The sequence below is a fragment of the Nonomuraea sp. NPDC050783 genome (genome assembly GCF_040802095.1).
Taxonomy (GTDB): Bacteria; Actinomycetota; Actinomycetes; order Streptosporangiales; family Streptosporangiaceae; genus Nonomuraea.
The window spans coordinates 1-25,532 of sequence record NZ_JBFAHK010000018.1 but is presented as its reverse complement, the minus strand read 5'-3'; the positions used below and the strand labels follow the sequence as shown (position 1 = coordinate 25,532).

General features: G+C 69.3%; 29 protein-coding genes and 4 pseudogenes. 15 read left to right on the top strand and 18 right to left on the bottom strand.

Translation table 11 applies throughout. The features are described 5' to 3' along the window. Positions 1–2: 2 nt before the first annotated feature. Positions 3–1,457 (bottom strand): sugar transferase, encoded by a 1,455-nt coding sequence (locus AB0H75_RS36180; protein WP_367804159.1) that lies wholly within the window; start codon positions 1,455–1,457, stop codon positions 3–5. A gap of 250 nt (positions 1,458–1,707) precedes the next feature. Then, the gene (locus AB0H75_RS36175; protein WP_367804158.1) at positions 1,708–2,058 is read right to left on the bottom strand and encodes a hypothetical protein; all 351 of its coding nucleotides are present in this window, start codon (positions 2,056–2,058) and stop codon (positions 1,708–1,710) included. A gap of 369 nt (positions 2,059–2,427) precedes the next feature. On the opposite strand from AB0H75_RS36175, the gene AB0H75_RS36170 reads away from it, so the two are divergent. Further along, positions 2,428–4,317: a PIG-L family deacetylase gene (locus AB0H75_RS36170; protein WP_367804157.1), complete on the top strand. Its 1,890-nt coding sequence runs from the start codon at positions 2,428–2,430 to the stop codon at positions 4,315–4,317. Positions 4,318–4,351: 34 nt separating this feature from the next. Here AB0H75_RS36170 and AB0H75_RS36165 read toward each other — a convergent pair whose 3' ends face one another. From AB0H75_RS36165 to AB0H75_RS36140, 6 genes are all read right to left on the bottom strand, one after another. Beyond that, positions 4,352–5,002 carry a GntR family transcriptional regulator gene (locus AB0H75_RS36165; protein WP_367804156.1) on the bottom strand — a complete coding sequence of 217 codons (651 nt, stop codon included), beginning with the start codon at positions 5,000–5,002 and terminating at the stop codon, positions 4,352–4,354. After that, entirely contained in the window at positions 4,999–5,874 is an 876-nt protein-coding gene (locus AB0H75_RS36160; RefSeq protein WP_367804155.1) for a DMT family transporter, read from the bottom strand. The genes AB0H75_RS36165 and AB0H75_RS36160 overlap by 4 nt, the downstream gene beginning before the upstream one ends. 79 nt (positions 5,875–5,953) lie before the next feature. Continuing rightward, the gene (locus tag AB0H75_RS36155) at positions 5,954–6,331 is read right to left on the bottom strand and encodes a hypothetical protein (protein WP_367804154.1); all 378 of its coding nucleotides are present in this window, start codon (positions 6,329–6,331) and stop codon (positions 5,954–5,956) included. 64 nt (positions 6,332–6,395) lie between these two features. Beyond that, a complete protein-coding gene (locus AB0H75_RS36150) occupies positions 6,396–6,965 on the bottom strand; it encodes a GNAT family N-acetyltransferase (protein WP_367804153.1) in 570 nt (189 codons plus the stop codon). Between the two features lie 11 nt (positions 6,966–6,976). Next, positions 6,977–7,348: an MmcQ/YjbR family DNA-binding protein gene (locus AB0H75_RS36145; RefSeq protein WP_367804152.1), complete on the bottom strand. Its 372-nt coding sequence runs from the start codon at positions 7,346–7,348 to the stop codon at positions 6,977–6,979. A 58-nt stretch (positions 7,349–7,406) separates the two neighbouring features. Beyond that, positions 7,407–7,826 carry a VOC family protein gene (locus tag AB0H75_RS36140; RefSeq protein WP_367804151.1) on the bottom strand — a complete coding sequence of 140 codons (420 nt, stop codon included), beginning with the start codon at positions 7,824–7,826 and terminating at the stop codon, positions 7,407–7,409. A 258-nt stretch (positions 7,827–8,084) separates the two neighbouring features. Between AB0H75_RS36140 and AB0H75_RS36135 the strand changes: the two genes are divergently transcribed. From AB0H75_RS36135 to AB0H75_RS36100, 8 genes are all read left to right on the top strand, one after another. Next, on the top strand, positions 8,085–9,941 hold the full coding sequence (locus AB0H75_RS36135; RefSeq protein ID WP_367804150.1) for a cellulose binding domain-containing protein: 1,857 nt from the start codon (positions 8,085–8,087) through the stop codon (positions 9,939–9,941). A gap of 174 nt (positions 9,942–10,115) precedes the next feature. After that, the gene (locus AB0H75_RS36130) at positions 10,116–10,520 is read left to right on the top strand and encodes a YbaB/EbfC family nucleoid-associated protein (protein ID WP_367804149.1); all 405 of its coding nucleotides are present in this window, start codon (positions 10,116–10,118) and stop codon (positions 10,518–10,520) included. Next, positions 10,513–10,932 carry a hypothetical protein gene (locus AB0H75_RS36125; protein ID WP_367804148.1) on the top strand — a complete coding sequence of 140 codons (420 nt, stop codon included), beginning with the start codon at positions 10,513–10,515 and terminating at the stop codon, positions 10,930–10,932. Before AB0H75_RS36130 ends, AB0H75_RS36125 begins: the two co-directional genes overlap by 8 nt. A gap of 78 nt (positions 10,933–11,010) precedes the next feature. Then, on the top strand, positions 11,011–13,593 hold the full coding sequence (locus AB0H75_RS36120; protein ID WP_367804147.1) for an NUDIX domain-containing protein: 2,583 nt from the start codon (positions 11,011–11,013) through the stop codon (positions 13,591–13,593). A 52-nt stretch (positions 13,594–13,645) separates the two neighbouring features. Then, positions 13,646–13,975, top strand: a complete 330-nt coding sequence (locus AB0H75_RS36115) for a hypothetical protein (RefSeq protein WP_367804146.1) — start codon at positions 13,646–13,648, stop codon at positions 13,973–13,975. Positions 13,976–14,018: 43 nt separating this feature from the next. Then, positions 14,019–14,699: an NADPH-dependent F420 reductase gene (locus tag AB0H75_RS36110; RefSeq protein ID WP_367804145.1), complete on the top strand. Its 681-nt coding sequence runs from the start codon at positions 14,019–14,021 to the stop codon at positions 14,697–14,699. Positions 14,700–15,208: 509 nt separating this feature from the next. After that, entirely contained in the window at positions 15,209–15,403 is a 195-nt protein-coding gene (locus AB0H75_RS36105) for a hypothetical protein (protein ID WP_367804144.1), read from the top strand. A gap of 136 nt (positions 15,404–15,539) precedes the next feature. After that, complete coding sequence (locus AB0H75_RS36100; RefSeq protein WP_367804143.1) at positions 15,540–15,764, top strand: hypothetical protein; 225 nt, start codon at positions 15,540–15,542, stop codon at positions 15,762–15,764. Between the two features lie 327 nt (positions 15,765–16,091). Here AB0H75_RS36100 and AB0H75_RS36095 read toward each other — a convergent pair. The 3 genes and pseudogenes from AB0H75_RS36095 to AB0H75_RS36085 form a co-directional block, all read right to left on the bottom strand. Next, positions 16,092–16,310: pseudogene (locus tag AB0H75_RS36095) on the bottom strand (hypothetical protein); the annotation flags it as partial. A gap of 163 nt (positions 16,311–16,473) precedes the next feature. Next, entirely contained in the window at positions 16,474–16,701 is a 228-nt protein-coding gene (locus tag AB0H75_RS36090) for a helix-turn-helix domain-containing protein (protein WP_367804342.1), read from the bottom strand. After that, entirely contained in the window at positions 16,698–17,279 is a 582-nt protein-coding gene (locus AB0H75_RS36085) for a TetR/AcrR family transcriptional regulator (protein ID WP_367804142.1), read from the bottom strand. The genes AB0H75_RS36090 and AB0H75_RS36085 overlap by 4 nt, the downstream gene beginning before the upstream one ends. A gap of 95 nt (positions 17,280–17,374) precedes the next feature. Between AB0H75_RS36085 and AB0H75_RS36080 the strand changes: the two genes are divergently transcribed. After that, positions 17,375–18,331, top strand: a complete 957-nt coding sequence (locus AB0H75_RS36080; RefSeq protein WP_367804141.1) for an NADP-dependent oxidoreductase — start codon at positions 17,375–17,377, stop codon at positions 18,329–18,331. Positions 18,332–18,597: 266 nt separating this feature from the next. On the opposite strand, the gene AB0H75_RS36075 is transcribed toward AB0H75_RS36080, so the two are convergent. Both AB0H75_RS36075 and AB0H75_RS36070 read right to left on the bottom strand, forming a co-directional pair. Next, the gene (locus tag AB0H75_RS36075; protein WP_367804140.1) at positions 18,598–19,065 is read right to left on the bottom strand and encodes an NUDIX domain-containing protein; all 468 of its coding nucleotides are present in this window, start codon (positions 19,063–19,065) and stop codon (positions 18,598–18,600) included. 10 nt (positions 19,066–19,075) lie between these two features. Then, the gene (locus tag AB0H75_RS36070; protein ID WP_367804139.1) at positions 19,076–19,831 is read right to left on the bottom strand and encodes an XRE family transcriptional regulator; all 756 of its coding nucleotides are present in this window, start codon (positions 19,829–19,831) and stop codon (positions 19,076–19,078) included. A gap of 192 nt (positions 19,832–20,023) precedes the next feature. Here AB0H75_RS36070 and AB0H75_RS36065 point away from each other — a divergent pair, with 192 nt between their 5' ends. Next, entirely contained in the window at positions 20,024–20,359 is a 336-nt protein-coding gene (locus AB0H75_RS36065; protein ID WP_367804138.1) for a hypothetical protein, read from the top strand. 50 nt (positions 20,360–20,409) lie between these two features. Next, on the top strand, positions 20,410–20,598 hold the full coding sequence (locus AB0H75_RS36060; RefSeq protein ID WP_367804137.1) for a hypothetical protein: 189 nt from the start codon (positions 20,410–20,412) through the stop codon (positions 20,596–20,598). Between the two features lie 335 nt (positions 20,599–20,933). Here AB0H75_RS36060 and AB0H75_RS36055 read toward each other — a convergent pair. The 3 genes and pseudogenes from AB0H75_RS36055 to AB0H75_RS36045 form a co-directional block, all read right to left on the bottom strand. Then, positions 20,934–21,038: pseudogene (locus AB0H75_RS36055) on the bottom strand (peptide-methionine (S)-S-oxide reductase); the annotation flags it as partial. Positions 21,039–21,054: 16 nt separating this feature from the next. Beyond that, positions 21,055–21,471: a type II toxin-antitoxin system VapC family toxin gene (locus AB0H75_RS36050; protein ID WP_367804136.1), complete on the bottom strand. Its 417-nt coding sequence runs from the start codon at positions 21,469–21,471 to the stop codon at positions 21,055–21,057. Then, a complete protein-coding gene (locus tag AB0H75_RS36045; protein ID WP_367804135.1) occupies positions 21,468–21,674 on the bottom strand; it encodes a hypothetical protein in 207 nt (68 codons plus the stop codon). Before AB0H75_RS36045 ends, AB0H75_RS36050 begins: the two co-directional genes overlap by 4 nt. Positions 21,675–21,847: 173 nt before the next feature. On the opposite strand from AB0H75_RS36045, the gene AB0H75_RS36040 reads away from it, so the two are divergent. Further along, positions 21,848–22,222, top strand: coding sequence for a hypothetical protein (locus AB0H75_RS36040; protein WP_367804134.1), 375 nt, complete (start codon positions 21,848–21,850; stop codon positions 22,220–22,222). Between the two features lie 236 nt (positions 22,223–22,458). On the opposite strand, the pseudogene AB0H75_RS36035 reads toward AB0H75_RS36040, so the two are convergent. Beyond that, positions 22,459–22,566 (bottom strand): annotated as a pseudogene (locus AB0H75_RS36035) (peptide-methionine (S)-S-oxide reductase); the annotation flags it as partial. Positions 22,567–22,935: 369 nt separating this feature from the next. Further along, on the bottom strand, positions 22,936–23,406 hold the full coding sequence (locus AB0H75_RS36030) for a hypothetical protein (RefSeq protein ID WP_367804133.1): 471 nt from the start codon (positions 23,404–23,406) through the stop codon (positions 22,936–22,938). 94 nt (positions 23,407–23,500) lie between these two features. On the opposite strand from AB0H75_RS36030, the gene AB0H75_RS36025 reads away from it, so the two are divergent. Beyond that, positions 23,501–24,358 (top strand): hypothetical protein, encoded by an 858-nt coding sequence (locus AB0H75_RS36025; RefSeq protein WP_367804132.1) that lies wholly within the window; start codon positions 23,501–23,503, stop codon positions 24,356–24,358. 307 nt (positions 24,359–24,665) lie between these two features. After that, positions 24,666–25,443: pseudogene (locus AB0H75_RS36020) on the top strand (IS256 family transposase); the annotation flags it as partial. Positions 25,444–25,532 lie beyond the last annotated feature (89 nt).

Here is a 25,532-nt window from a genome sequence, read left to right as displayed (position 1 = left end):
TGCTAGTAAGCCCCTTCTCCCCTAGTGACGACGGACCACGTCTTCCACAGGATCTGCAGGTCGAGGATGAGCGACCAGTTCTCCACGTACCGCAGATCGAGCCGGACCGACTCCTCCCAGCTCAGGTCGGAGCGGCCGCTGACCTGCCAGAGGCCCGTCATGCCCGGCTTGACCACCAGGCGGCGGCGCACGTCGGTGCCGTACTTGGCGACCTCGTCGAACAGCGGCGGGCGCGGGCCGACCAGCGACATCTCGCCGCGCAGGACGTTGAGCAACTGGGGCAGCTCGTCCACGGAGTACTTCCGCAGGAACGCGCCCACCCGGGTGATGCGCGGGTCCTTGCGCATCTTGAACAGCACGCCGTCGAACTCGTTGGCGTCGAGCAGGGTGCCCTTGAGCCGCTCGGCGTCGACCACCATCGTCCGGAACTTCACCACCTCGAACGCCTTGCCGTCCCTGCCGACCCTGGTCTGCCGGAACAGGGCGGGCCCCTCGCTGGTGAGGCGGATCACCAGCCCCACCCCCAGCAGCGGCAGGGCCAGCAGCAGCAGGGCCACGCCGGCGACCACGCGGTCGAAGACCGACTTCACGAACTGCCTGGCGCCGTTGAACTCCGGATGCTCCACGTGCATGAGCGGCATGCCCGCCACCGGCCTGATGCTGATGCGCGGTCCCGCCACGTCGAGCAGCGCCGGGGCCACGAACAGGTCGGTCCTGCCGGCCTCCAGGCTCCAGGCCATCCTGCGCAGCGCCGCGCCGTCCAGCTCCGGGCAGGCCAGCACCGCGACCGCGTCGGCGCGCGCGTCGGCGACCACGTGCGCCACGTCGCCGAACGAGCCCAGCACCGGGATGCCGTCGAGGTCGATGTCCGCGTCGCCGTCGGGCAGGCAGGCCCCCACCACCCGCATGCCGTGGTAGGGCTGCCGGCGGAACTGCACCACCAGGTCCAGGATGGAGTCCCGGTGGCCGACCGCGACGACCTGGCGCATGTAGTCGCCGACGGCCCTGCGGCGGTGCAGGTGCTTGCGCATCCGGTAGCGGTAGTAGAGCGTCGAGAGCAACGCCATCGGCAGCATCGCCATGACGAAACTCCGCGCGACGGAGGTCTGCGTGGCATAGGCGCCGATGGCCACCGCCGCCATCAGCCCGACGCCGCCGTTGAAAACGGCCTTGAACTCCTCGGTGCCCTCGCCGTTGGCGCGCTGGCGATAAGCTCCGCCGAACCTCAGCGCGGCCGGCCAGAACAGCACCAGGCCGGATCCGAAGACGAACTCGGCCAGCGACACGTACGCGCCCGACAGCAGGCGCACCCCCAGCACGCAGACGCAGGCCAGCAGCGCGCACCCGGTGTCGCCGAGCAGCAGCAGCCGTAAATAGGCCTGCGTCCAGATACTCGGTTCGCCGCGCGATATGGTTTCGCGCGGCACGACGACGGCCCCCCTGGTCCCCACCCTCATAGTTACCACCCTGATGACTCCGTACACCGCTGTGACTTGACGCTTCTTGAGCCACATGGGTTGACACGGCCCATGCACAGATCAAGGGCGGCGGCCCCCAATAAAGACTAAAGATCCATTCGGGGCCGGGAAATACATTGGATTGGCCACAAGCGGACGGAAGTAACCGGAGGTAGGGGGTTGACGGAACGGTCCAAAAGTGCAGCGCGGGCGGGAGTTACAAGAATATTTCTCAGGGCGCCGCGGTGTTCTAGTCGTACTCCAGATCGGGCAGCGCGGACGGCGGATCGGGGCTGCGCCAGACGACCACGACCCCGTCGCGCGCGGAGTCCGCGGCCACCAGGAGCCGCTCCAGGTCGAAGTCCGGCAGGTATCTCAGGCGGGCGAGGAAGGTGGCGTCCGTCGCGTTGCGCGGCACCACGCAACCCTCGCCGTCGCGGTCGAGCAGGATGTAGTGGACGTCCTCGCCGGACTCGGCGACGACCCGCACCTCGACCACGTCCTCCCACGCGAGGGCTTCGACGCTTCCGTCCGCGTAGTGGCGGGTGACGCCCTCTTCCGTGACGTACACGTAGGAGTCCGGCATCGGATTGCCGTGCATGGCCGCGATTCTTGCGAGTCACAGGCTCGTCCCGCAAGAGTTCGCGCTCAATGGTGCTCAATCGCGCTCACGATCGCGCGTCCACGCCGCATCCCGGAGACCCGGCGGTCCGGATCGCGGCTTTTCGCCCGGATCGAAAAAGCGGATCGCGCCGCCCGTAATCAGGGAAACGACAGGATGCGGTCCGGCGCTATCTCATAACAAAGGCGTACATGTGGCACTAGTTACCCAGTTGTTATCCCTTTTCCCCTTGCTCCCGGATTATCGCCTGCTCAGCATCTGCTTCTGGGTCCACGAACGGCGGCCCGACCCGACCTGGTGGGGGAACACATGCGCGGAGGCACGTCCACGTCCTTATCCTTGTCATCCTTGTCCGTCCGGATGCCGGCCCTGCTCGCAGTGCTGCTCGCGGTGCTGGCCGCGCCGCTGCCGGCCTCCGGGACGGCGGCCGCCGCGACGGCGACCGACCAGTTCATGCAGATCGTCGCGCACGAGGACGACGACCTGCTGTTCATGAACCCCGACATCCACGACACGATCCGGTCCGGGAAACCGAGCGTGACCGTGTTCATCACGGCGGGCCAGCTCACCGGGCTCGGCAACACCGACGCGGAGCGGGCCCGCAACCGGCAGCGCGGCATCCAGGACGCCTACGCGCGGATGGCGTCGGTGCCGGACGTGGACCCGCAGGGCCAGGAGGAGTGGACGCGCGACGCCTGGTCGCTCGCCGGCCGCCAGGTGGAACGCTACACCCTCGCCGACCGACCACAGGTGCAGCTGGTGTTCATGAACCTGCGGGACGACCAGCTCGGCTGGTTCGTCGTGGTCGACGACTTCGAGGACCACACGATCATCCCGCAGGGCAGCCTGGTCACCCAGTCGTACACCTACGCCTACCAGGACGTGGTCGCCGTACTGACCGGGATCATGCAGCACTACCGGCCCACCGTGCTGCGCGCCCCCGACCCGATGCCGGACAACCGTTACAACCCCGGCCACGGCGACCACGTGGCCGCCGCCAGGTTCGCCGCGGCCGCCGCCGACTCCCACGGCGCGCCGCTGATCGAGCTGAACTACCGCGACTACAACATCGCCGACGTGCCGGCGAACCTGTCCCCGTCCACCGTCACGCGCAAGACCACGATCCTCAACAGCTACTTCCACTACGACCCCTTCGACCCCAGCGGGTGGGAGTCGCGGATGTACTACCGCTGGCCCCGGGGCACGGCCTGGGCGGGCCGCAACGCCGACGGCCGGCCGCAGGTCTTCGTGGTGCGCAACGGCACGCTGAGCACCTACGGGCAGACCCCGGCGGGGACGTGGGACGGCCCGCTGGCCCTGGACGGGGCGGGCGGCCCGCTGGCGCCGGCGGTCGCGGTGGGCCTCAACGCCGACGGGCGCATGCAGGTCTTCGCCCGGCGGATGTCCGACCACCACCTCGTCTCCCGCGCGCAGACGGCGGCGGGCGGCCCCTGGGCCGCCACGTGGAGCGACCTCGGCCGCCCCGGCAACGGCGACCCCGACCAGGTCGGCGTGCCCGCGCTGGCCGCCGACGCCGGCGGCCGGCTGCACCTCTTCGTCAAGAACGGCGCCGGCGGCGTCAGCACGCGCGCCCAGACCACCCCCAACGGCAGCGCCTGGAGCTCCTGGGCCGGCCTGTCCGGCAGCAGCGACGTCCAGGACGGGCTCACCGCGGTCACCGACCCGCAGGGTCGCATCGAGCTGTTCGCCGCCACCAGGGCCCGCGTCCTGCGCTGGCACCAGTCCACGCCAGGCGGCGCGTTCGCCTTCGACAACACGCTGCCGTCCGTGACCCCGGCCAGCCCGCCCACGGCCGCGCTGTCCCAGAACGGCAGGATCGAGGTGGCCTACCGCCGGGCCGGCACCGCCGAGCTGGTCGTGACCAGGCAGTCGGCGCCCGGCGGCTCCTGGACCCTCAGCCCCCTCACGATCGGCGGCCATGACGGCGTGGGCGAGCCCGAGCTGGTCACCACCCCGGCCGGCCCGGACGCCAGGATCCTGGTGTTCCACCGCAACGCCGACGCCGGCGTGAGCCTCGCCACGCAGTCGGCCCCCAACGGGGGCTACGGGAGCTGGAGCGACCTCGGCGGCGCCGTCACCGACGATCCGGCGGCCGTCCTCGACCAGAGCGGCGCCGTGGTGCTGGTCGCGGTGGGCACCGACGGGAAGGTGCACCTGCGCAGGCAGACGGCGCCCGGCGCGGGCAGCCCCTTCGGGCCCTGGGAGGCGCTGCCGTAGGCGCGCGGGCCCGGTCCCGCGGGGCCGGGCCCGCTCACGCCTCGCGGTCGCCGGTCCGGGCGCCGTCGTGGCCCCAGGAGTGGCTGAGATGCTCGGCGACCGCCGCCCTCGCCACGTCCTCGGGGCCGTCGGCCAGCGCGTCGAGCAGCTCGCGGTGCTCGTGTACAAGCACGTCGCGGTCCTTGTAGACCTCGCGCAGCCGCACCAGGCCCAGCCGGGTCTCGGCCGCCAGCACACCGTACAGCCGCTCCAGGCGCGGGCTGCCGACCGCCTCGATCAGCGCCCCGTGCAACGCCATGTGCTCGGCCACGGTCTCCGACCAGGGCGCCTCGCCCGGCAGCGCCGCCAGGCGGTGCAGCGCGGCCTCCGCCCCGGGCACCCGGCGCCCGGTCACCGCCCGCGCCATCAGGTCCTCCAGGGGGCGGCGGACGTACATGAGGTCGTCGAGATCCCGGATCGTCACCTCGGGGACGTACGCGCTGCGGTTGCGCTCGCGCCTGAGCAGCCCCTCGTGGACCAGCGTCGCCAGTGCCTCGCGCACGGTGGGCCTGGCCACGCCGTACGAGGCCGCGAGCTCCTGCTCGGGAAGAGGAGTGCCGGGCGCGATCTCGCCGGACAGCACCCTGCTGCGCAAGGCGTCGGCGAGCGCCCCGACGGTGGAGACGGGTCTGAGGGGCAACGTCACGCCTGCGACTCTAACGCCCTCACCGCCGGCCTGCCGCCCTCCGGCAGGGCCACCACCACCAGGGCCAGCGCCAGCAGCGCGAGCCCGGCCACCGACACCGGGGCCAGCCGCTCCCCGAGCACCAGCAGGCCGAGCAGCGCGGCCACGGCCGGCTCGGCCAGCGCCAGGGTGGCGGCCGTGGCCACGGGCGTGGTGCGCAGGCCCCGCCCGTACAGGAAGTAGGACAGTCCGGTGGTGCCGAGGCCCAGGTAGAGCAGCGCGACCAGGCCGCGCGGCTCCCATCCGATGCCGCCGTTGACGACGAGCACCGGCAGCATGATCACCGCGGCGCCGCCGAACATCGCGCCCATGACCGCGTTCGACTCGCCGCCGTTCTCGATGGCCCGCGCCGCCGTGACCGCGTAGAAGGCGTACAGCAACCCGCCGAGCAGCGCGAACAGCACCCCGGACACCACCTGCCCGCCCGCCTCGGCCCCGCCGCCGGCGATCAGCGCCGCGCAGCCGCCGACCGCCGCCGCCGTGGCCAGCGTCCAGCGGCGGCTCGGCCGGCGGCCGTGCAGCAGCCAGGACAGCAGCCCGGTGAAGACGGGCCCGCTGCCGATCGCGACCACGGTCCCGATGGTCACGCCCGTCCGCGCGACGGCGGCGAAGAAGCAGAGCTGGTACGCCGCCACCGCCACGGCCCCCAGCAGCAGCCCGGGGCCGGCCACCTTCCTGACCCCCGCCCCGGCCAGCAGCGCCAGGGCCGCGCCGCCGATGACCAGGCGGGCGGCGGCCAGGGCGATGGAGTCGGCGGAGACGAGCAGCCCCGCGGTGCCGGCCGTCCCCCAGAGCACGGCGGCCGCGACGACGGCGAGAGGTCCGTTCTTCATGCCCGCATTGTCTGACAACCAGACAATGAAACGCAACGTGCGGGAGCGATACATGCCCATGAGGGAGGCGCCCCCGGTCTCAGACGATCTCTTCCAGCAACTGCTCGATCGTGCGGTGGGCGGCTTCGGCGACGTCGCCCGCGTAGTCGTCCAGCACGGTGAGCGCGTCCCGGACGTCCGGCAGGGCCCTGCGCGGCAGCGCGAGGATCGTCTCGCTCTCGGCGGTGATCGAGCCCTCCACGTGGAAGGCCCCGCCGGTGGCGGCGATGGAGACCTCGAAGCGCACCTCGCGGCCGTCGGGCAGGACGAAGGCGATGCCGACGCGGACGCCGGCGGGCGGGAGGAGGGTCGAGATGTGCTCGTGCCGGACGAAGGGATGCCGCAAGCCCGCGAAGATCCCCGACGTCCGGTTCAGCGCCGCCAGCAGGGCGGCCGCGGCCAGACTCTCGCCGTCCACCCGAAAAGGGTAGGTCAGTCAGGCCATCACTGGCGAACGAACCGCGCCGGGCGGCCCCCGCGAATCAGTCGGTGGCCAGGCGGGCGTGCCGCTCCAGGTCGTGGCCCACCCCGTCGCCCGTCCCGTCGCCCGTCCCGTCGCCCGTCCCGTCACCCACCCCGTCGCCTGCAGCCCTCCTCCGCTCGATGCCCTCCACCCGGAAGCCGGCCTTCGTCGCGACCCTGCACGAAGCCGGATTGTTCGTACGGTGCACCAGCTCCAGCCGGAAGAGCCCCAGCTTCCCGAACGCCCACCGCGCCAGCCGGTCGGTCGCCGCGGCCGCGATCCCGAGCCTCCTGGCCTCGGGCAGGATCCAGTAGGACACGAGCCCGTTGCCGTGGGCGTCGACGCCGGTCACCGCCACGTTGCCCACGACGGGCCCGTTGTGGGCCACCGTCACGGCGAAGGCGTGCCCGACGCCCTCCCACGCGGCCATCCAGCCGAGGGCGTCCTGGAGCGTGACCACGGGCAGGACGACCTGGTCACGCAGGTCGGGCACCCGGAAGGCCCGGAGCACGACAGGCGCGTCGCCCTCCCGCCATTTCCGCAACCGTACGCCGCTCCCGAACGTGTGCTTGGACATCCCGGCCGTCACGATGTCCGAGATTACCCGGGTTGCACCTTCTGTCCGATGGGGTGGGTCGCCTCGAACTCCTCCACCATCCGCCGCGGCGCCGTCAGGCACCACGCCTCCACCACCAGCTCGAACAGCTCCTCCGCGTCGATCCTGTCGAGGTGCACCACCACCCAGCCGAACCGCCCGGCGGTGAACTGCGCCTCGAACACCTCAGGCCGCTCGGCCACCAGCGCGACCTGCTCCTCAAGGGTGGCCTTGAGGCCCACCGTCTCGGTCTTCTCCCACAGGTAACCGAACCCCTTGTCCCGCACCTTGAGACCGATCCACTCCCCGCCGTGGCCCAGCTTGACCCCGGGCAGCTCGTTCAGCATCTCCAGGAACTCATCGACGCTCACACCCATGCCCGCCTGTCTACCAAAGCCCACCGACACTTCCGGCCGGGCGGCGGCGGCACGCGGGTCACTCGTAAAAGCGGACCTCGATGACATTGCCGTCGGGATCGGCAAAGTAAATGGCCTCGGGGGCGATTCCCCGCGCGCCGAACGAGTTCGTGCCGGTGCCGGTGATCTCGACGCCGTTTTGTTTGAGCCGTAACCGGAGCGCGTCGAAGTCGGCGCGGCCGAGGGCCAGGCAGAAATGGTTGAGCGGATGGCCGGCGGCGCCGCGCACGCCGGTGCCCTCGTCCATGCCGGTGGCGCGCTCGTACGGTATGAGGTCGAGAATCGTCTCGGGCGAGACCCGGACGCTCGGGAACGCCGCCTTGCCCTCCCGGAATTCCTCGACCCGCACCCCGGGTAAACCGACCACCTGCTCGTAGAAACGCAGCGAGGCGGACGGGTCGGCGACCCAGCATACGAGATGGTCCAGGCGTGCCTGCATGAAAGAACCTCCTTGGCTCCAATATCGTCGGCCGCATTCCCGGTGTCCACCCGCGGGAAAACGGCGCCCCATCGTTATGGCCGACTTCTTTTTCCCGTTCGGCCCGGCGGCGCTCGCGGTGCTCGCCGGCGTCGCTTCCGCCGGGACACCGGGACACGGGGCCCTCCCTGCCGAAATTTTCATAAGATCCTTGACACTTTTCGGGACGGTTCCCAGACTCATCAGCGGTTGAACAGCTCCCCCGGAAGGAGTGCCGCGGTGATCATCAACTTGGCGGCCGTCGCCCTCACCCTGGCGGCGGCCTTCGCGGTACCAGGAGCGGCGGCGACGGCGGTGACGGCGGCGGCCGGGGTCGAGGACGACGGCACCGACTGCCCGGTGCCCGCCCTGCCCGACGCGGGATCGTTGCCCAGCGTCTCCAGGCTGCCCGACCCGTTCACGAAGCTGAGCGGCGCCCGCGTCACCACCAGGTCCGACTGGCGCTGCCGCCGGCAGGAGATCAGGAAGCAGGCGGAGAAGTACGTCTACGGCGAGAAGCCGCCGAAGCCGTCCAGCGTCACCGGCACGGTCTCCAGCGGCTCCATCACGGTGAACGTCACCCACAACGGCAGGAGCGCCGGCTTCTCGGCCGGCGTCCAGCTCCCGACCGGCGGCGGCTCCGGCCCGTTCCCCGCCGTCATCGTCGTGGGCGGCCTCGGCGCCGACACGGCCACCATCCGCGCGGCCGGCGCCGCCGTCATCAGCTACGACCCGCTCGCGGTCGGCAGGGAGGGCACGGCCCGCACCAACAAGCAGGGCGCGTTCTACACCCTCTACGGCGCCACCAGCGGCACCGGCCTGCTGGCCGCCTGGGCCTGGGGCGTGAGCCGCGTCATCGACGTCATCGAGCAGGCGGGCGGCACCGTCCTGCGGGCGGACGCGACCGGCGTCACCGGCTGCTCCCGCTACGGCAAGGGCGCCTTCGTGGCCGGCGCGTTCGACCAGCGCATCGCGCTGACCATGCCCGTCGAGTCCGGCAGCGGCGGCGTCGCCGCCTTCCGCGCGATCCCCGGCGAGAGCGGCTCCCAGCCGCTGAGCAGCGCCTACTCCGAACAGCCGTGGCTCGGCGACGCGTTCGGCTCCTTCACCGGCAGCCCGGCCCGGCTGCCCGTGGACACCCACGAGGTGATCGGCATGATCGCGCCGCGCGGGCTGCTCATCATGGACAACCCGCACATCGACTGGCTGGCCGCCAGGTCCGCCAGCGTGGCCGCGCTGGGCGGCGCCGAGATCTACAAGGCGCTCGGCGCGGGCGGCGCCATCACCTACTGGTCCGACGTCCAGGACGGCACCCACTGCGCCACCAGGCCGGAGTGGCGCACGCCGTTGCAGCAGAACATCCAGAGGTTCCTCCTCGGCTCGGGCGGCTCCACGGGCACGATGCGGATCGCGCCGGGCAAGAGCGGCAACCTGGCCGAGTGGCGCGACTGGACGACTCCCGTCCTCGGCGACACCACCGGCGACACCACCCCGCCGAGCCGGCCCGGCACCCCCGCCGCCGCGAACGTCACCGCCACCGGCGCCACCCTGACCTGGACCGCCTCCACCGACGACAACGGCGTCACCGGCTACGACATCCTGCGCGCCCCCGGCGCGAGCGGCGGCACGTTCACCCAGGCCGGCACCTCGGCCACCACGTCGTTCACCGACACCGGCCTGACGCCGAGCACCACCTACCGCTACCAGGTCAGGGCCCGCGACGCCGCGGGCAACACCTCTCCCGTCTCGGACACGGCGCAGGTCACCACGCAGCCGGGCACCTCCACCGGCGGCTGCGCGGCCGTCCCGACCGTCCAGACCCAGTGGTCCACCGGCTACGTCATCCAGCCCCTGACCATCACCAACACCGGCACCTCGGCCATGAACGGCTGGACGGTCACCTTCACCCTCCCCGCCGGACACACCCTGACCGGCTCCTGGAACGGCACCGCCACCATCTCCGGCCGGACCGTCACGGTCAGGAACGCCGCCCACAACGGCACCCTCACTCCCGGCGCGAGCACCACCACCTTCGGCTTCCAGGCCACCCGCCCGAGCGGCGACACCGCCCTGCCCTCCGGCTACACCTGCGCCTGACCCGCCCCCGGCCCGCCCGTCACCCTCGGCAGTGCGGGCGGGCCGGGCCTCAACGTCCTGCAGATGCAGAAACTTGCAGCTTTTCGCCCGGTAAAGGAAGTCAGTACCGTATATCGTCCATGTTACGTATGTGACTTGAGCGACTCCTGATGCTCTCGGACGGAAGGCGGCTGCTTGAGTGATGAGTTCCGGCTGACCATCGAAGCGTTGGCCAAGGAGTACAACCAGCAGGCCGTCCGGCTGCGGGAGGCGTACGGCAAGCTCTCCGAGCTGACGGTGACGGCCGAGTCGCGCGACCACATGGTGAGCGTGACGGTGGGACCGCGCGGCCAGGTGCAGAGCATCAAGCTGGATCCCCGGGTGTACCGCAAGCTCTCGCCGTCGCAGCTCGCCCGGACGATCATGGAGCAGATCGGCGCTGCCACGGCGCAGGTGGCGGACCGGACGAAAGAGCTCATGGCGCCGTTCGTCCCGGAAGGGCTGCCGTTGGAGGACGTGTTCGGCGAGGGAGCGAGCATCGAGTCGTTCCTGCCCCAGCCGGTGAAGCTGCCTTCGGCGGAGGGGGACGAGCGTGGGTAGCCCCCGGTCCCGCGGATACCAGGCCGTCTTCAGCGGCCTGCGTACGCGGTCGTCGCAGGCCGCTTCCGACGTCGATTTCCTGTACGAGCTACGCAGCTCGTTGCGCGGGACCCTCCTCCGCGAGGGCAACCCTCTGGGGAACGACCAGTACGGCGCGGAGCTGCAGAAGAACCGTGACCGCATCGAGCTCGCCGTCATGGACGCCTTCAGCGCCTACATCCACAAGGTCGAGCGCCTGAGCGGCGGGCTCTGGGACAACGCCAGGAACTACGAGGACGCCGAGGACTACGGATACGGCGACGGATACGGCGCCGGGGACGACGGCTACTGGTACTCCGAGGGCACCGGCACCCGGCCGGACACGTCGCTGAACGACCTGTCCAGCGGTTCTGGTGATCCGGCGTTCCCGTAGGGCTGGTGAACATCTTTGGGATTCGACGGTTTCCTCGTGCCCGGCTGGGCCAAACCCTATGTCGGCTATGCCGTGGGCATGGACTGGCCGGAGGGTGACGAGGACGGCTGCTTCCGGCTCGCCGACGCGTTCGCCCGCGCCGCTCAGGACATCATGGCGCAGGAGAACCTGGCGGCCTACGCCGAGCCGGGCGACGACTGGGACGGCGACGCGCTCAAGGCGCTCGTCCAGTGGGCCGAGTACGACGCCGACCCGACGCTGCGCGAGCTCATCAGGCAGCTCGTCTCTGCCGCTCTCCACTACAACGACCTCGGTGTCCAGGTCCAGTACACCAAGCGGATGATCGAGGTCTCGGTCTGGTTCCTGATCCTCCAGCTCACCTGGTTGCTGGCCGCGGCCACCGGCCCCTGGGGCGCGCTCTCCCTGTCCGTCGCCGGAGCCCGGATCCAGCTCACCAGGCTGGCCATCGCCCAGCTCGGCAAGCGGCTGCTGATCAACATCGGCTTGTTCGGCGGCCTGATGGCCGGCATGGATCTGGCGGTCCAGTCGTCCCAGTCCCGGCGCGATCACCTCGACTGGGAGCAGATCCTGATGTCGGGCGGCACGGGAGCCGTCCTGGGAGCCTTTCTGACAGGTTTCACAGGGATCGTACCCGCCAGGTCCATATGGGGGCTTATGTCTAGATCGGCTCTGGCCAGTGCGAGCACGGACCTGACCGTGCAGCTCGGCAGCGGGCAGCCGCTCGACTGGGACAGGCTGTTCAAGAGCCTCACCTCGGGCGCGCTGGGCGGCGCTGACGCGCACTGGGCGAGCTGGAGCCCCTTCGCGCACGGAAAGCCGGAGACCGGCTCGACCGGCGGCCCCGCGAGCCCGCTTCCCCACGGCACCGTCGGCGAGCCCGGCCAGAGCCTCCCCTCCTCCTCCCACCCCCACACCTCCGGGCACTCTCCCGGGCACCACCCTTCCGGACCTCCGGTCGTCGACTCCCCTCCGCCGCAGTCCACCTCGCTGTCATCGGCGCCGTCGGCGCCGGACAAGGCCCCGTCCGGGCAGTTCCCGCAGAGCTCCGCCTCCCATCCTTCCGCCCGGACGGACGGCGATGCCACCACGTTCGCCGGCGCATCGGCCAAGCAGGACGTCTCCTTCAAGTCCGGGCCCGGCGTGGACGCCATGATCAACAACACCCGCGCCGCCGACCCGCCCGCACCGGCCCACGCGGGCGACGGCCCACCTCCCACCCCGCTCCGTACGGCCGACGGCACGGACCCCGTCAGCGCGAAGCCGGCCGGCCTCGGCCCCTCCTCCCTGCCCGGACAGGCGCCGAGCCCCTTCCAGATCCTGGAGAACCCCGGCAGGTCGGGCGACGGTTACGTGAGCGGGGGCCTCTGGGGCAAGTACGGCGCCGCAGGCGTGCTCATCAGGGGCATCGACGACGCCGGCGTACCGCGCTACCTCCTGATGCAGCAGAGCCAGTACGTGTCCAACGCCGGCAAGTGGCAGCTTCCCGGCGGCGCGCTCGACAGCCTCGAAAGCCCCGTCCAGGGCGCGGCCCGCGAGCTCAGCGAGGAGCTGGGGGTCGACCAGAGTTACCTCAACACGCTGAAGCTCAAGGGCGAGCACGCGGTGGAGGTCGGTGACAGCGGCTGGAAGTACACCAACCTGGCCGCCGAGGGCCCCCTCTTCACGCCGAAGCTCGACACGTTCGAGACCGCCGGCGCCAAATGGTTCACCCTGCAGGAGCTCGCGTCCCTGGCCAACGACGGCAAGCTCCATCCCGCTCTGGCGAAGGCCCTGCCGGACGTGCTGGCCCTCTACCACCAGGACGCGGGCACGCCCCCCGCCGCCGCGGCCCCGGCGGCGAAGGACCACTACACCGCCTCCGCGACCACGCACGCGATCAAACCGCCTGTGGACTTCGGCGCCCACACCCCGGCGAACCCGCTGGACGGCAAGCCGACGCCCGCCTACTCGGGACTCACCGCCGACGGGCCGAACCCGTCGGCGGGGCACACCATCCACAGCACGGATTCGGGCCTGTACTACACCGCGCCGGCTCCGCACGTCCCCCTGGACGCACCCTTCGGGTCCCACATCGTCGGTCCCGCGTTCGGGGACGCGATCTGGACGGACGTCTACGCCAACCTGACGGCACCCGAGCAGAAGGCGGCCGAATACTACGCCGGTAACGGATTCGAGGACATGAACGGCTACCTTCGCCAGGGAAATGACTTCTTCGCCAACCACCGCCCGTACTATGACGCTCTCATCAGGGAGCGGATCATCAAGCGGGTCGAGCTCCTGAGTGCTGTCACCAGCCGCCAGCCGGTCCCGACGACGATCGACGTGTTCCGGTCGGTGGAACTCACCTCGGATCTCTTCACCGTGCCCATCCACGAACTGCCGGGCACCGTGCAACGCGATCCGGCCTTCTTCTCGACGAACCTCGGCGATGAACCGGTCTTCGGCAAGAACGTCAACCTGCACCTGCGGGTGCCCCCCGGCACTCCCGCCTTCTACCTGCAGCTGGTCAGCCGGCTGGGCGAATGGGAGCTGCTGCTGGGCAACGACGTATCGTGGTACGCCGAGGATGTGCAACGCCGGGACGGCAAGTGGCACGTCTACGGCTGGGTACTGCCGCCGGAGGAGTCCGGCACACCGTGAAGGAGATCATGAGGTGTCGCTGAAGGACCAGCCCGCTTTCCAGACCGTTAGCATGCCGGACGCCTACCCGCGTACCACGTCCTCCGCCGTCCGCTATGTCCCGGTCATCAAGGACGACATCGTCATCGGCTACCTCTGGGCCGCGACCACCGACGACGCGGCCCAGTACGTGCCGCGCGAGCAGGCCGGCGACCCGGCGCTGGACGCCGCCGTCGTCTGGACGCAGCGCCTGCGCTGGGCCAAGGCCAACGGCGTCACCCCGTTGCAGGCCCTGCGGCACTGGGCCGGCGAGGGCGAGGACGCCCGGGCCGGCAGGGTCCCGGTCGGCACGCCTTTCGAGCTGCCGACCCTGGCCGCGCTGGTCGAGCTGGCCGCCGGGTGAGGCCGGCGGGAATGCCCCGCCGCTGGTCGGAGATACAGCTTCTATGACGACAATCGGATTCATCGGCAGTGGACACATCGGCGGCACCGTGGCCCGGCTGGCCGTCGCGGCCGGCTACGACGTCGTGCTCAGCAACTCACGCGGCCCGGAGACGTTGCGGGACCTGGTCGGCGAGCTGGGCCCGCGCGCCCGCGCGGCGACCCCGGCCGAGGCCGCCGCGGCCGGCGAACTGGTCGTCGTCAGCGTCCCGCTGAAGGTCTACCGCGACGTCCCGGTCGAGCCGCTGGCCGGCAAGACGGTCCTCGACACCAACAACTACTACCCGCAGCGCGACGGCAACATCCCGGAGCTCGACGAGGGGACGGCCACGTCGAGCGAGCTGCTGCAGCGGCACCTGCCGGAGTCCGGGGTCGTCAAGGTCTTCAACCACATCAACTTCCGGCACCTGGCCGAGCTGGCCCGGCCCGCCGGCGCCCTCGACCGCAGCGCCCTGGCGATCGCCGGTGACGACCCCGCCGCCAAGGACGAGGCGACCGCGTTCCTCGACGCGATCGGCTACGACGCCGTGGACGCGGGCCCCCTGGCGGAGGGCTGGCGCTTCCAGCCCGGAACTCCCATCTACGGCACCCCTTACGCGAAGGACCCGTCGAACTTCTGGGAGTCACCGGGCACCCCGGCCGACGCCGCGGCCATCCGGGCGGGCCTGGCCGCCGCCGAGCGCTGAGCTCCTTCCGCCGGGGAGCTAAGCCCGTAGCAGACCACTGGACCCGTACCGATCGCCGACCGGACCGCAGCCCGGCCGGCGTGGCGATCTACCTCCGCCCTAGGTGCACGACTTCTCGTGCACGAGTCATGGTGGAGGAGCGACAGACCCCATCGTGGACCTCGCGGCGGCGAAAGCGCCGGCCAACCCGGTACGCCAGCGCATCCCGCGCGAGCCGGAGATCCTCGGCGAGGCCACCTCCTGCTGGCCGGCCGCCTGGGGATCACGACCGGAGGCACCAGCTACAACCTGCGGGTCCTGGCCCGGCACGGCCTGGCCGAGGAGGTGCCCGGCCGGGGGCAGGGCCGCGAGCGCTGGTGGAAACTGTCGCGCCTCAGCCTCCGCTTCCCCGCGCTGAGCGGGCAGAGCCCCGAGCTGCGGGACGCGATCGAGAAGCTCAACGAGCTCTGGCTGACCGAGGACCTGGCGACCTGGCGACCTTCGCGCTCTTCCAGGAGCAGCGTGAGCGGTTGGGCGACTGGTCGGACGCGGTGCCGTACTCGCGCGGCTCCGTCCGCCTGACCCTGGACGAGCTGAAGAGCTTCTTCGAGGATTACCTCGCCCTGCTCAAGCGCTACCAACGCGACCCCGAGGAGACCCCGCGCGGCGCGCGGACGGTGCTCACCCGGTTCGTCGCCTTCCCCGACCCCGAGGAGGAAGCCTGAGCCCGACCTGAGACGACCCTGGGCCGCCGAGCGGCAACTCGACGGCCCAGGCAGCGGAAGCCGCGACACCTCGCCCGATGGGCGACGCCCTGATGTACCGACCTCCCGGCAAAGGAGAGCACTTCGTGCTGCCCGCATGCAATACGGCAGATTACGCCGCCGGTTCCCGGCCGTTCTCCCCGCCCTGCTCATCCTGTTCGTCCTGCTCATCCTGCCCGCCCTGCCCGCTCTGCCCGCTCTGCCCGCCCTGCTGATCCCGGCCCCCGCGACGGCAGCGGCGACGGACGACCGCGTGAACACCGACGCCACCTTCGAGAAAGGCCCCGCCACCCTCCAGGGCACAAGACGTTCGATCACCTGACCGAGCCGGACGACCTCGGGACGGCCCACACCCGCCTCGCGGACCCTGGCCGTCGCCTCCGCGTACACCTCCGCGTCGGCACGCTCGCCGACAGCCCGCACCTCGCAGATCTCCACCGACTTGTCCTCGGCGATGCGGTAGACACACGCCAGGTGCCGCGACCGACCACCAGCTTCGGAAGCCGGTCAGTTCGCCGCCGAGTGGATATCCGGCTTCGGGATTGTCCAGCAGGAGAAGGATCTTCTTGAGCACTTTGGGCGCCGCGTCCGGGCCGACGCGCCGGAGGTCATCGACCGCCAGCGCGGTGAAGACGACGCCGGCCACGATTCACTCGTCGTCCGGAATGGCGGACAGCGACTCGCGAGTATGCCCGAAAGCGGCGAGCACGTCATCGAACGCGACCCGCTCCCCCGTGTCCGTGACCGAGCGGGCGAGCACAAGCGCCAGATCCCGCAGATCAGCCGCCGCTTCCTCCAGCTCATCGAGCCGACGGATGCTCACCACGGCCGCCACCGGCTGGTGCCGCCGGGTGACCACCAGATCGGCCCCCTGCTCCGCATCGGCCCCTGTCCGGGCACCACGTCATGCGCCGCCAAGGGTCAGGCCCACCGGACAGGCGACGCCCGCCCCGCCGGTGCCGCAGTAGCCATGGGGTCTTTCGTACAAGCGCTGCTGGTGACAGCGCTTCATCTCGCGCGACACATCAGACTCAGGCCGCTGGAGCACGTGGACTGATCCGTACCTCCAGCTCGGCGTCCGGAGCCCTGGCAGTCGTTCGAGAACCGGCAGCTTCGGAACGGGCCACTGCTGACCGCGTCATGCCGGCCGCACGCGCCCGCTCACTCTGGCTCCATCCACGGGATTCCCGCATCTGTCGTGCTGCCCGGCCGAGTTCGAGGGCGAGACGAGCCGCATCGTATGCCTCGCCGGACGTCAGGCCGGCCGGGCGGCGGGCCGGAGGCCGTCCATCAGGAGGTCCAGCAGACGACCGGCCATGGCATCATGTTCGCGCCGTGGGGCCACAGTGAAGATGCCGACGAGAGAGGCGGCGATGTCTTCGGCGGTGACGTCGGAGCGGAGGTCACCCGCCTCGCGACCGGCATCGAGAATCGTGGTGATGGCCACCAGGAGCTCACTCCGGGTCTGCGCATGGGCGATCTCGCCCGACTCGATCATCGCGAGCAGCGTGTCGAGCATGCCTTTCTTGGTCGCGATCCAGTCCCCGAACAAGTCCATCCAGCGCCGCATCGCCGCAGCCGGGGGCAACTGGCCGAGCAACTCGCGGGCGCCGGTCGTCAGCCGCACGACCTGGTCCCGATAGACCGCGTCGACCAGCGACTCACGGGTCGGGAAGTGCCGGTAGAGCGTGGCTATGCCGACTCCGGCCTCGCGGGCGATCGCCCGCATCGACGGCTCGGCGTCAGCCGACGCGAACACGCGGGTCGCCACGGCGAGCAATTGGTCGCGGTTACGGGCTGCGTCCGCCCGTGGCGCGCGCATCTCCTCCTCAGCCAAAACGGATCACGCTCCGGTTGTGTTAGGGGTCATCCACAGAAACGGAGCATAGTCCGTTTCAACGTGTTCCCTCGCTCTCCAGGAGGCAGGCGTAGATGCAGGAACAGAGCGATCAACCGCCGGCGGGCAGGAGCAGGGCGGTCCGGCTCGATTCGTTCGGCGGCCCCGAAGTTCTGGACATCCGCCAGGTTCCCGCCCCGCAGGCCGGCCCGGGACAGATCCGCGTGCGGGTCACCGCCGCCGGTCTGAACCCCATGGACTGGATCATGACCGCCGACGCGGACACCGCCGCCCGGTTCGGCCTGAGCCTCCCGGCCGGGTTCGGGACCGACTACGCGGGTCTGATCGACCAGGTCGGTGACGGAGTGACCGGCTTCGCGCCCGGCGACCGGGTGTTCGGGGGCGCCCTGTCCCGCGCGGTCGCCGACTTCGTAGTGATCGACCCGGCCGAGGGGATCGCGGCGAACGAGGCCCATCACACCCCCGACGGCGTCGACGACCGCACCGCCGCCACCCTCACGATCGCCGGCCGCACGGCATCCGCCGCCCTCGCCGTGGTCAAGCCCGGCCGGGATGACACCGTGCTGATCGGCGGCGCGGCGGGCGGGGTCGGGGTGTTCGCCGTCCAACTGGCCCGGATCGCGGGAGCGCGGGTGATCGGGACGGGATCGGCGGCATCAGCCGATTTCCTGCGCGAGCTCGGAGCCGAGCCGGTCGCCTACGGCGACGGCCTGGCCGACCGGGTCCGAGCCCTCGCTCCCGGCGGCGTCACCGCCGCCATCGACCTGCACGGGACGGAGACAGTGCATGCGGCAAGGGAACTCGGCGTCCCGGACGGCCGCATCTGCACCATCGCCGCACAGGTCGACGGCGTGCCGACGGCCAACGGCGCGAACGCCGCCCCCGGCGCCCTGGAAGAGCTCGCCCGCCTGGTCGCGGCGGGCCGGCTCCGAGTGCCCATCGCGGCGAGCTTCCCGGTCGAGCAGATCCGCCGCGCGGCCGAGCTCCAGGCCGGCCGGCACGTACACGGCAAGATCGTCATCGACCTCTAGATTCGGTTGACGACTCGAAGCAGTAAAAGCCGGTCCTCGCTCTCCGCAAGAACCGGCCGCTATGACATTCCTACGCCTCGCCGGAGACCAGGCAGGCCAGGCAGGCGACACCCGTGCCGCCGACGCCGCAGCAGCCGTTGGGTACTTCGTGGAGGTACTGCGGGTGACAGATATCCGCTTCAGGCAATGAATCGCGCTCGGACCTCACGGCACTTGCACTTGCACTTGCCTTCGGCGCCGGGACTGGCTGTGTCACAGACGCCGGATCAATCGACGTGGGGGTGCCTCTTCTCCAGGTAGTCGTTGAGCTGCCGCCACTGCGTGGGATGAATGTCCAAGGCGGGCAACTCTCCCGGTTCGACCCACCGTACGTCGCTCGCCTCGTCGTTCGCCTCCGGCCGGCCCCCAACAGGACGGGCGATCAGCATCACCTCGTACTCCTGACGGATCTCGCCATCCGTGTAGGCGACGATGTGACCGGGATCGGAGTAGATCCCGAGGATGCCCACCGGCTCGACCCGGACGCCGGTCTCCTCCTCGGTCTCCCGCACGGCGCACTGCGACGGCGTCTCCCCGATCTCCATCTTTCCCATGGGCAACGCCCATTGGCCGGTGTCGCGGCGGCACTGCATGAGAATGCGCCCCGACTCATCCACGGTGACCGTCCCGCAGGCCGGCACCAGGCTGTTCGCCTTCGGAGCATCCGGGTCGTTCCAGTACTCGACTCGTCCCATGAGGTGCCTCTCAGATCTCCGCGCCGGACCACGGAACGGCTCCGGCCCAGACGCGCTCGAACGACGACATGTAGTGCTCGGCCATCGTCCCTCCGTCGAGACGACGGAAGTGGAAGGTCGGGTTGGCCGAGGCCGGTTCGCCGTACGCATGCGGGTTGACCAGGATGTCATCGTCATAGCGGAACAACGAGGCGTACAACGTCGTGGCGTGCAGCCGCATCTCACAACCGTTCAGCTCGGGCAGCGTCCAGTAGTAGGTCAGGGAAGATCGGATCTTGGCCGCCAGCGTTCCGCCGAGCCCTTCTTCACGGTCGCGGGTCTCGACGGACTGAGCGCTGGGATCACCGAAACACAGCCTGATCGCGACACCGCGCCCCGCCGTCTCCGCCAGCAACCGTGCGATCCTGGGCTGCGTCTGGGCGAAGAACGTCACCGAGAAGACCAGCACGTCCACCTTCTCCTGGGCGTCGTTGAGAAGCCGCAGCCACAACTCGCGGGGCACGCCGGCGCGGTCAGGGAAGACCTCCACCAGCTCCGACCGGTTAGCCCTCCCCCGACGTGCCCGGCTGCTTTCCAACACGTCAGGCCACAGGTACGTCTCGTCAGCGGTCAGCAGCTTGGCCGCCGCCCACCGGTGCCGGCGGTGCGGGAGGCGGCCCGTGTTGATCCACCGTTCGACTGTCTTGGGCTCGACGCCGCACGTCTCGGCGAGATCTTCGAGAGCTACACCGTGGCGGAGCATCGCTGTGCGTAGGCGCTCGTTCACACCACATAGTGGACGCGAACGTCCCAGGACGTTTCAAGGCCCTGACGGGACGTTTCTCGGTGACTTGACACGTCCCGGCAATGGGCAGCGGCGAAGTTCAAAGGTCCCGCCCGCCTGGCTTCACTTGGACGTACTGGTATCGCAGTCCTGGAAGGCAGGTCGATGAACCCTGTTCCGGCATCGCCCGGTCCCATGCGCATGGTGTCGTCGCTCGACGCGGCTGAGCACTTGCAGCGGGAGCTGAGCCACCTGGGCATCCCTAGCGACGTCCATGACGGCTACGGACTCGCGCTGGTGTCCGTGTGGGTCGGCCTCGTCGTATGGTGCGACTGCGAGCGGTTCTGGTGGCGTACGGGCTGGGACGCGGGCCGTAAGCGCTCCATCTACGCCTGGCATCCCATCCTGGAGCCCGCAAGAGCCGCTGGCCGGATCGCCCGCCGCTACGCGGACGTGTGCCGCTCTTACCGCTGGTCGAACGAGATCGTCACTGTGACCCATGAAGTTGTCCAGGGCTCGAAGACGGCATGAGCAGTTGGAGTGGGTGGCGCATGCCGGGATGCCGCGTTCAGATCTCCAGCATGGAGCACAGCCCGATGACAACACGAGCGCTCGGATCGTCGATCACGGGTCACACCGGCAACGTCCTCAATGTGATGCGTGGCGGCGTGCTCGCTCTCGTCAAGCTCGATGGACCGGCGAGCGACCTACCGATGGGGATACGCCGCTGGATGGTCCACTGGGACGACCTCACAGAGCTGCCCCATTGATGCGGTGGGCCAGGACTGAGGAACGAAGTCCTGGACCGTCGATCGCCCCAGCTCGACTCCGACGTCAGCCCGGCTCTGGCGATCATGAGGCAGATGCGAAGCAGGACGCTCCCGGCCTGCACACCTGACTGTGAGCGACCTGGCCGCTCCCGCCGGGACCGGCCCCCAAGGCCGCACGCCCGGCGGGAGTACGGCCGTCCTGCTGCCCGCGCGGCGGCGCGCGGTGCCGACGCCTTGACCCCGTGGTGAGGGTTGTCGCCGGAGACGGCTCTGGCCCGTGATCGGCGCCGGACGTGCCGGGCGACCACGGCCAGGATCTAGCTGTCTTCGCAGGTCTACGCCTTACCGGAGGTCAGGCCGACCGGGCAGGTCACGCCCGTTTCGCCGATGCCGCAGTAGCCGTTGGGCGCTTTGTACAGGTACTGCTGGTGGTAGCACTCAACTTCAGGTCGTCATTCACAGCATCTCTGGCAGGAGGAGAAGCGCGCTGGTGTGGTTCGGACGGACTACGGTGAAGTGACGGCGATCAAGCGTTGCGACCTCCGCAACGTTAAGCCGTTCAGCAACCGCGATCACGGATGCGTCGACCGCGCCCAGAGGAAGACTCGCGTACAGCTCGACCAAGTCGCTCATCCGGTCCACGTCCTGCTCGGTGAGATCGACCAGTGTCAGACCTGACCCGAAGGACCGCAAGAAGGCCGCCTCCGCTTTGCTGCCCTGTCGCCTCTCGACCAACTGGCACACCTCCGTGACAACTGTGGAGGGGACGAGCAGCGAACCAGGGTAAGTCCTCAGAAAGCGTGCGCACGCATCGTGGTGCTTGTCTTGGCGGTTGAGCGCCGCGACCAGCGGCCCTGAGTCAAGAACGATCACAAAGGGTGATTGTCCTCCGACCGCAAGATCTCCTCGGCACGTTCCGCAAAATCGGGCTCCGCCTCCAGCATGCCGATGAACGGCAAGTCGCGAACCATTTGCGGCTCATCGAGCTGATCCCGGACCAGGCGAAGCAGAGGCGCGACCTTCTCCTCAGGCAGCCGGTCCACCAGGTGATGAAGCTCCTCGCGCATCACGCTCATGCCATCCAGTCTATGGGACGAGGTGTCCCAAGACCGGAACACCTCGTTCTCCCGTCCTCCACTGAGACCCAGATGTACCCAGAAGATGCTGACGCCCCAGTTGAGAGCGGGCCGGAACAGCCGTCAGTCTGGCCGGACAGGGCTTGTCAGAGCCGGACGTTACGCTGCTCCGCATGAATCAGGCGTCCACCGTAGAGATCTGGCGTCGGCTCCTGGATCCCGCCAAGTCGTGGGTCCTGTTCGCCCACGGAACCTGCGTGATCCTGATGGAGCCCGCCGATGATCTCACCCAGCAGGCGACCACCCTTCTGCGGGAGTACGGCCCCGTTCATCCAGGCACCCCGGCCGGCGACTTCGACGTCATAGACCTGGAAGACGCATCCGGCTGGGCCGTAACAGGCCATCACCCCGACATTCTCACCTACGTCGATCCCAGCGAGTCGGAGAACCACGACGATCTCGCAGTCGGCATCCTCGGCCGCGCCAAGCGTGATCGCGACGGACACGAGCTGACCGTCCTTCACGTCGAAGACAAGCGCAGTCTCTGAGGCAGAGGCGCCTTCACCCGCCGATTGCGCGCGTTGACCTGCCCTCCCGCGTACCGGCTACCGCCCGTCACGGAAGGCGAAGCAGGCAAGGTCTCCGCCAGCATGAGGATCACGCCGGCGAAGCTCAAGCCGGCCATCCAGACCGACGTCGCTCAGGCCGGTGACTGACCTTCTCCCAGGCCGTGCTCACGCTGCTTCCAGTCCATGAGCACCTTCACGCGCCGCGAGAGCACGGGTCAGGCCTCGCCCGACGTCAAGCCGACCGGGCAGGTCACGCCCGTTTCGCCGATGCCGCAGTAGCCGTTGGGCGCTTTGTACAGGTACTGCTGGTGGTAACACTTGGCCTCAGACAGTAATAGCGACCTATTCCGTGTCTTTCGGATGGCGAGGGGATGCGTAAATCAACCAGACGGTACGGGTGCTGTCATCGATGACATAGCGTACGCGTCCCCCGCTGGTGACCTCGAACTCCCACTGCTCTAGATCCTTGCCGTTGTGACGATGAGTCGCGAGGTCACCACGTAGGCGATGTTGCCTGTCGTGGCCGGCGCCAATGCGCGGATCAGCGCGCAAGGCTTCGAAGCACCGACGTGTGTTGGCCAAGGCATGACGGCACAACTCTTCCCAACCACGGACGGCCTCGCCGGTACCGAATCGAACGTCCCACTGTTCCTCTGGAGGTGGCACCGTGACCCGGTCACCGCGTTTCGGACTCACGCGGAGACCTGGACCGGTCCGAAATCACCGCTCGTGGCCTTACGAGCCTCGGCATGGCGCACGGGGTCTGCCTTGATCCTGGCGGTGGCTCGCCAGCCCGCGATGACCTCTTGGGTGGTGGCATCGACGTCCAACTCAGCCGCGTCGGAGAGTGCCTCGACTAGTTCCAGCGTAAAGGAACGCACCTCGGCCGATGACAGGTGACGAACCCACGGGAAAACCTCTGGCATGGCGACGACCAGGGCGCGCGCGGTGGAGTCGTGCTTGATCAAAGCAAGAAACAGCCGAGAGGCGGTGGCCAGCGTCCGGTCCCGCTCTTCTTCGCGATCTGCTGCAGTCAGGTAGAAGTCGGGAGCATCTCGGTGCGTGACACGTACCCGTCCCAGGCGCACCGCGCGTTCCGCGACCGCTCGCGGATTCCTCGAAAGATCAGAAAAGGTCACTGCGTCGGCATGACTCGTGCTCACTCTTGCAGTCTACGTCAGAACACAATCTGATGTTGGCCGAAACGGACGCTCTACTCTGAGGCGGGCCGCCCTCCCGCGACAGTAAGATCGCCGCGTGACGAGAAGGGTGCTCGAGAAAATCGCGGAGCTGATCCGACGCACCGACACCCTCGCCAGCCTGGCCGACGGGGTGCAGAACGATGCCAGAGAAAACCGAGAAGACCTACTTCGTCAACTGGCCGAAGCGTATGGGGCGTGGTATGCGGAGGCCATGGCCATCCTCCCATCTGACCACCTTGAAGCCTTCCGCAAAGAGTACGAAGGAGGATTTCCGACCTATAAGATCAAGCACTTTCTGCAGGCAGGGCTCGAGCTCAACACGATATTCGCAGAACTGGCCGCCCAAGGAACGATCTCCAAGTGGCTGTACCCGGTCAGCACCGCATTTCATGCACCGCTGGCCGAGCAGAAGCAGATCTTGCGTAACGTGGTAGCGCAGATCGGTGGAAGCGCTGGCACTCTGACTACTCTCGACAGCCTTGAAGAGGTATTCCGGAGACTTCCCATCGCAGTGACGGTGCTGCGCCAAGAGGTCCGCGGACGTCCAGGACTCACCGTCAAGGACGAGTACGACCTGCAGCGCATAGTCCACGCTGTACTGTGCCTTCACCACCTTGATGTCCGCCCGGAAGAGTATGGCCCAAGCAGAGCGGGCGCACACCCCCGACTCGACTTCCTCCTCAAGGAGGAGCGGGTCGCCGTAGAGACGAAGATGACCCGCACCAATCTAGGGCCACGGAAACTCGGGGACGAGTTGGCTCAAGACATCCTGCGCTATCGAGCACACGACTACGCAGACGCTTACTTCGCACTTGTCTACGACCCGGAGAAGTACATACCCAACGCGTCCGGTTTCGAACAGGACTTCCGTGCAGACACTTCCTTCCCTGTCCGGGTGGTGATCGTCCAGTAACACCGCGCCCCGGCGACCCACACGATGGAGGACGGCCGGGGCGCGAGAGACCGCCCGGTCGGCATATGCGCCGGTCCGCCTCACTCGCCAGCAGGCGCGATACCCACCGGGCACGAGACACCGGTCCCGCAGTAGCCGTTGGGCACTTTGTACAGGTACTGCTGGGGGTAGCACTTCATCTCGCGGGTTGCGTCCACGGACGTGGTGTACGAGTTTGGCCTGGTCACAGGCGTGGCGTCGTGAAATGAGGACGGCCATCGCGTGATCCTTCGAGTAGCAAGATCAAGATTCGAAGGAGAACCAGGCGATGGCCGCAGACCCCAGTGTGACGCCCGAGCAGTGGCCGGCGAAGCAGTTCGAGACCGGCGACCCGGATCTGTTGCGATCCATGACGGGAGACCATGGCCGAGTCGTTGATGTCGGCCGAGGCCGACAGCCTGTGCGGGGCAGGCTACGGCGAGCGCAGCAGCGAGCGGACCAACCGGCGCAACGGCTACCGCACCCGCGAGTGGGACACCCGCGCAGGATCGATCGAGCCGGCCATTCCCAAGCTGCGCGAAGGCTCGTACTTCCCCGGCTGGCTGCTGGAACGCCGGCGGCGGGCCGAGCAGGCACTGATCAGCGTGATCGCGACCAGCTACCTGCTGGGCGTCTCGACCCGGCGGGTGGACAAGCCGGTCGAGCAGCCGGGCATCAAGCACATCTCCACGAGCCAGGTCTGGCAGATGGCCAAGACGCTGGATGAGCAGGCCGAGGCGTTCCGCACCCGCGCGCTCGACAGCGGCCCCTGCACCTTCGTCTGGCTGGACGCGCTGACCCAGAAGGTGCGCGAGGGCGGCCGGATCATCAACGTGCACGTCCTGGTGGCCACCGGCGTCAACGCCGACGGCCGTCGCGAGATCCTCGGCCTGGACGTCACCAGCGCCGAGGACGGCGCGGGCCGGCTGGCCTTCCTGCGCGGACCGGTCGCCCGCGGCCTGTCCGGCGTGCAGCTGGTCATCTCCGGCTGCCACGCCGGTCTCGTGGCCGCGATCGGCGCCACCCTGGCGGGTACGTCCTGGCAACGGTGTCGCAGCCACTGGAGTTGTGAAAATTCAATCTGGCGATTCGTCGCCGGAGGCGTCGGCGACGAACGCAAGAACGTCTGCAGCCGTGGCGAAGTGACGGGTGGCTG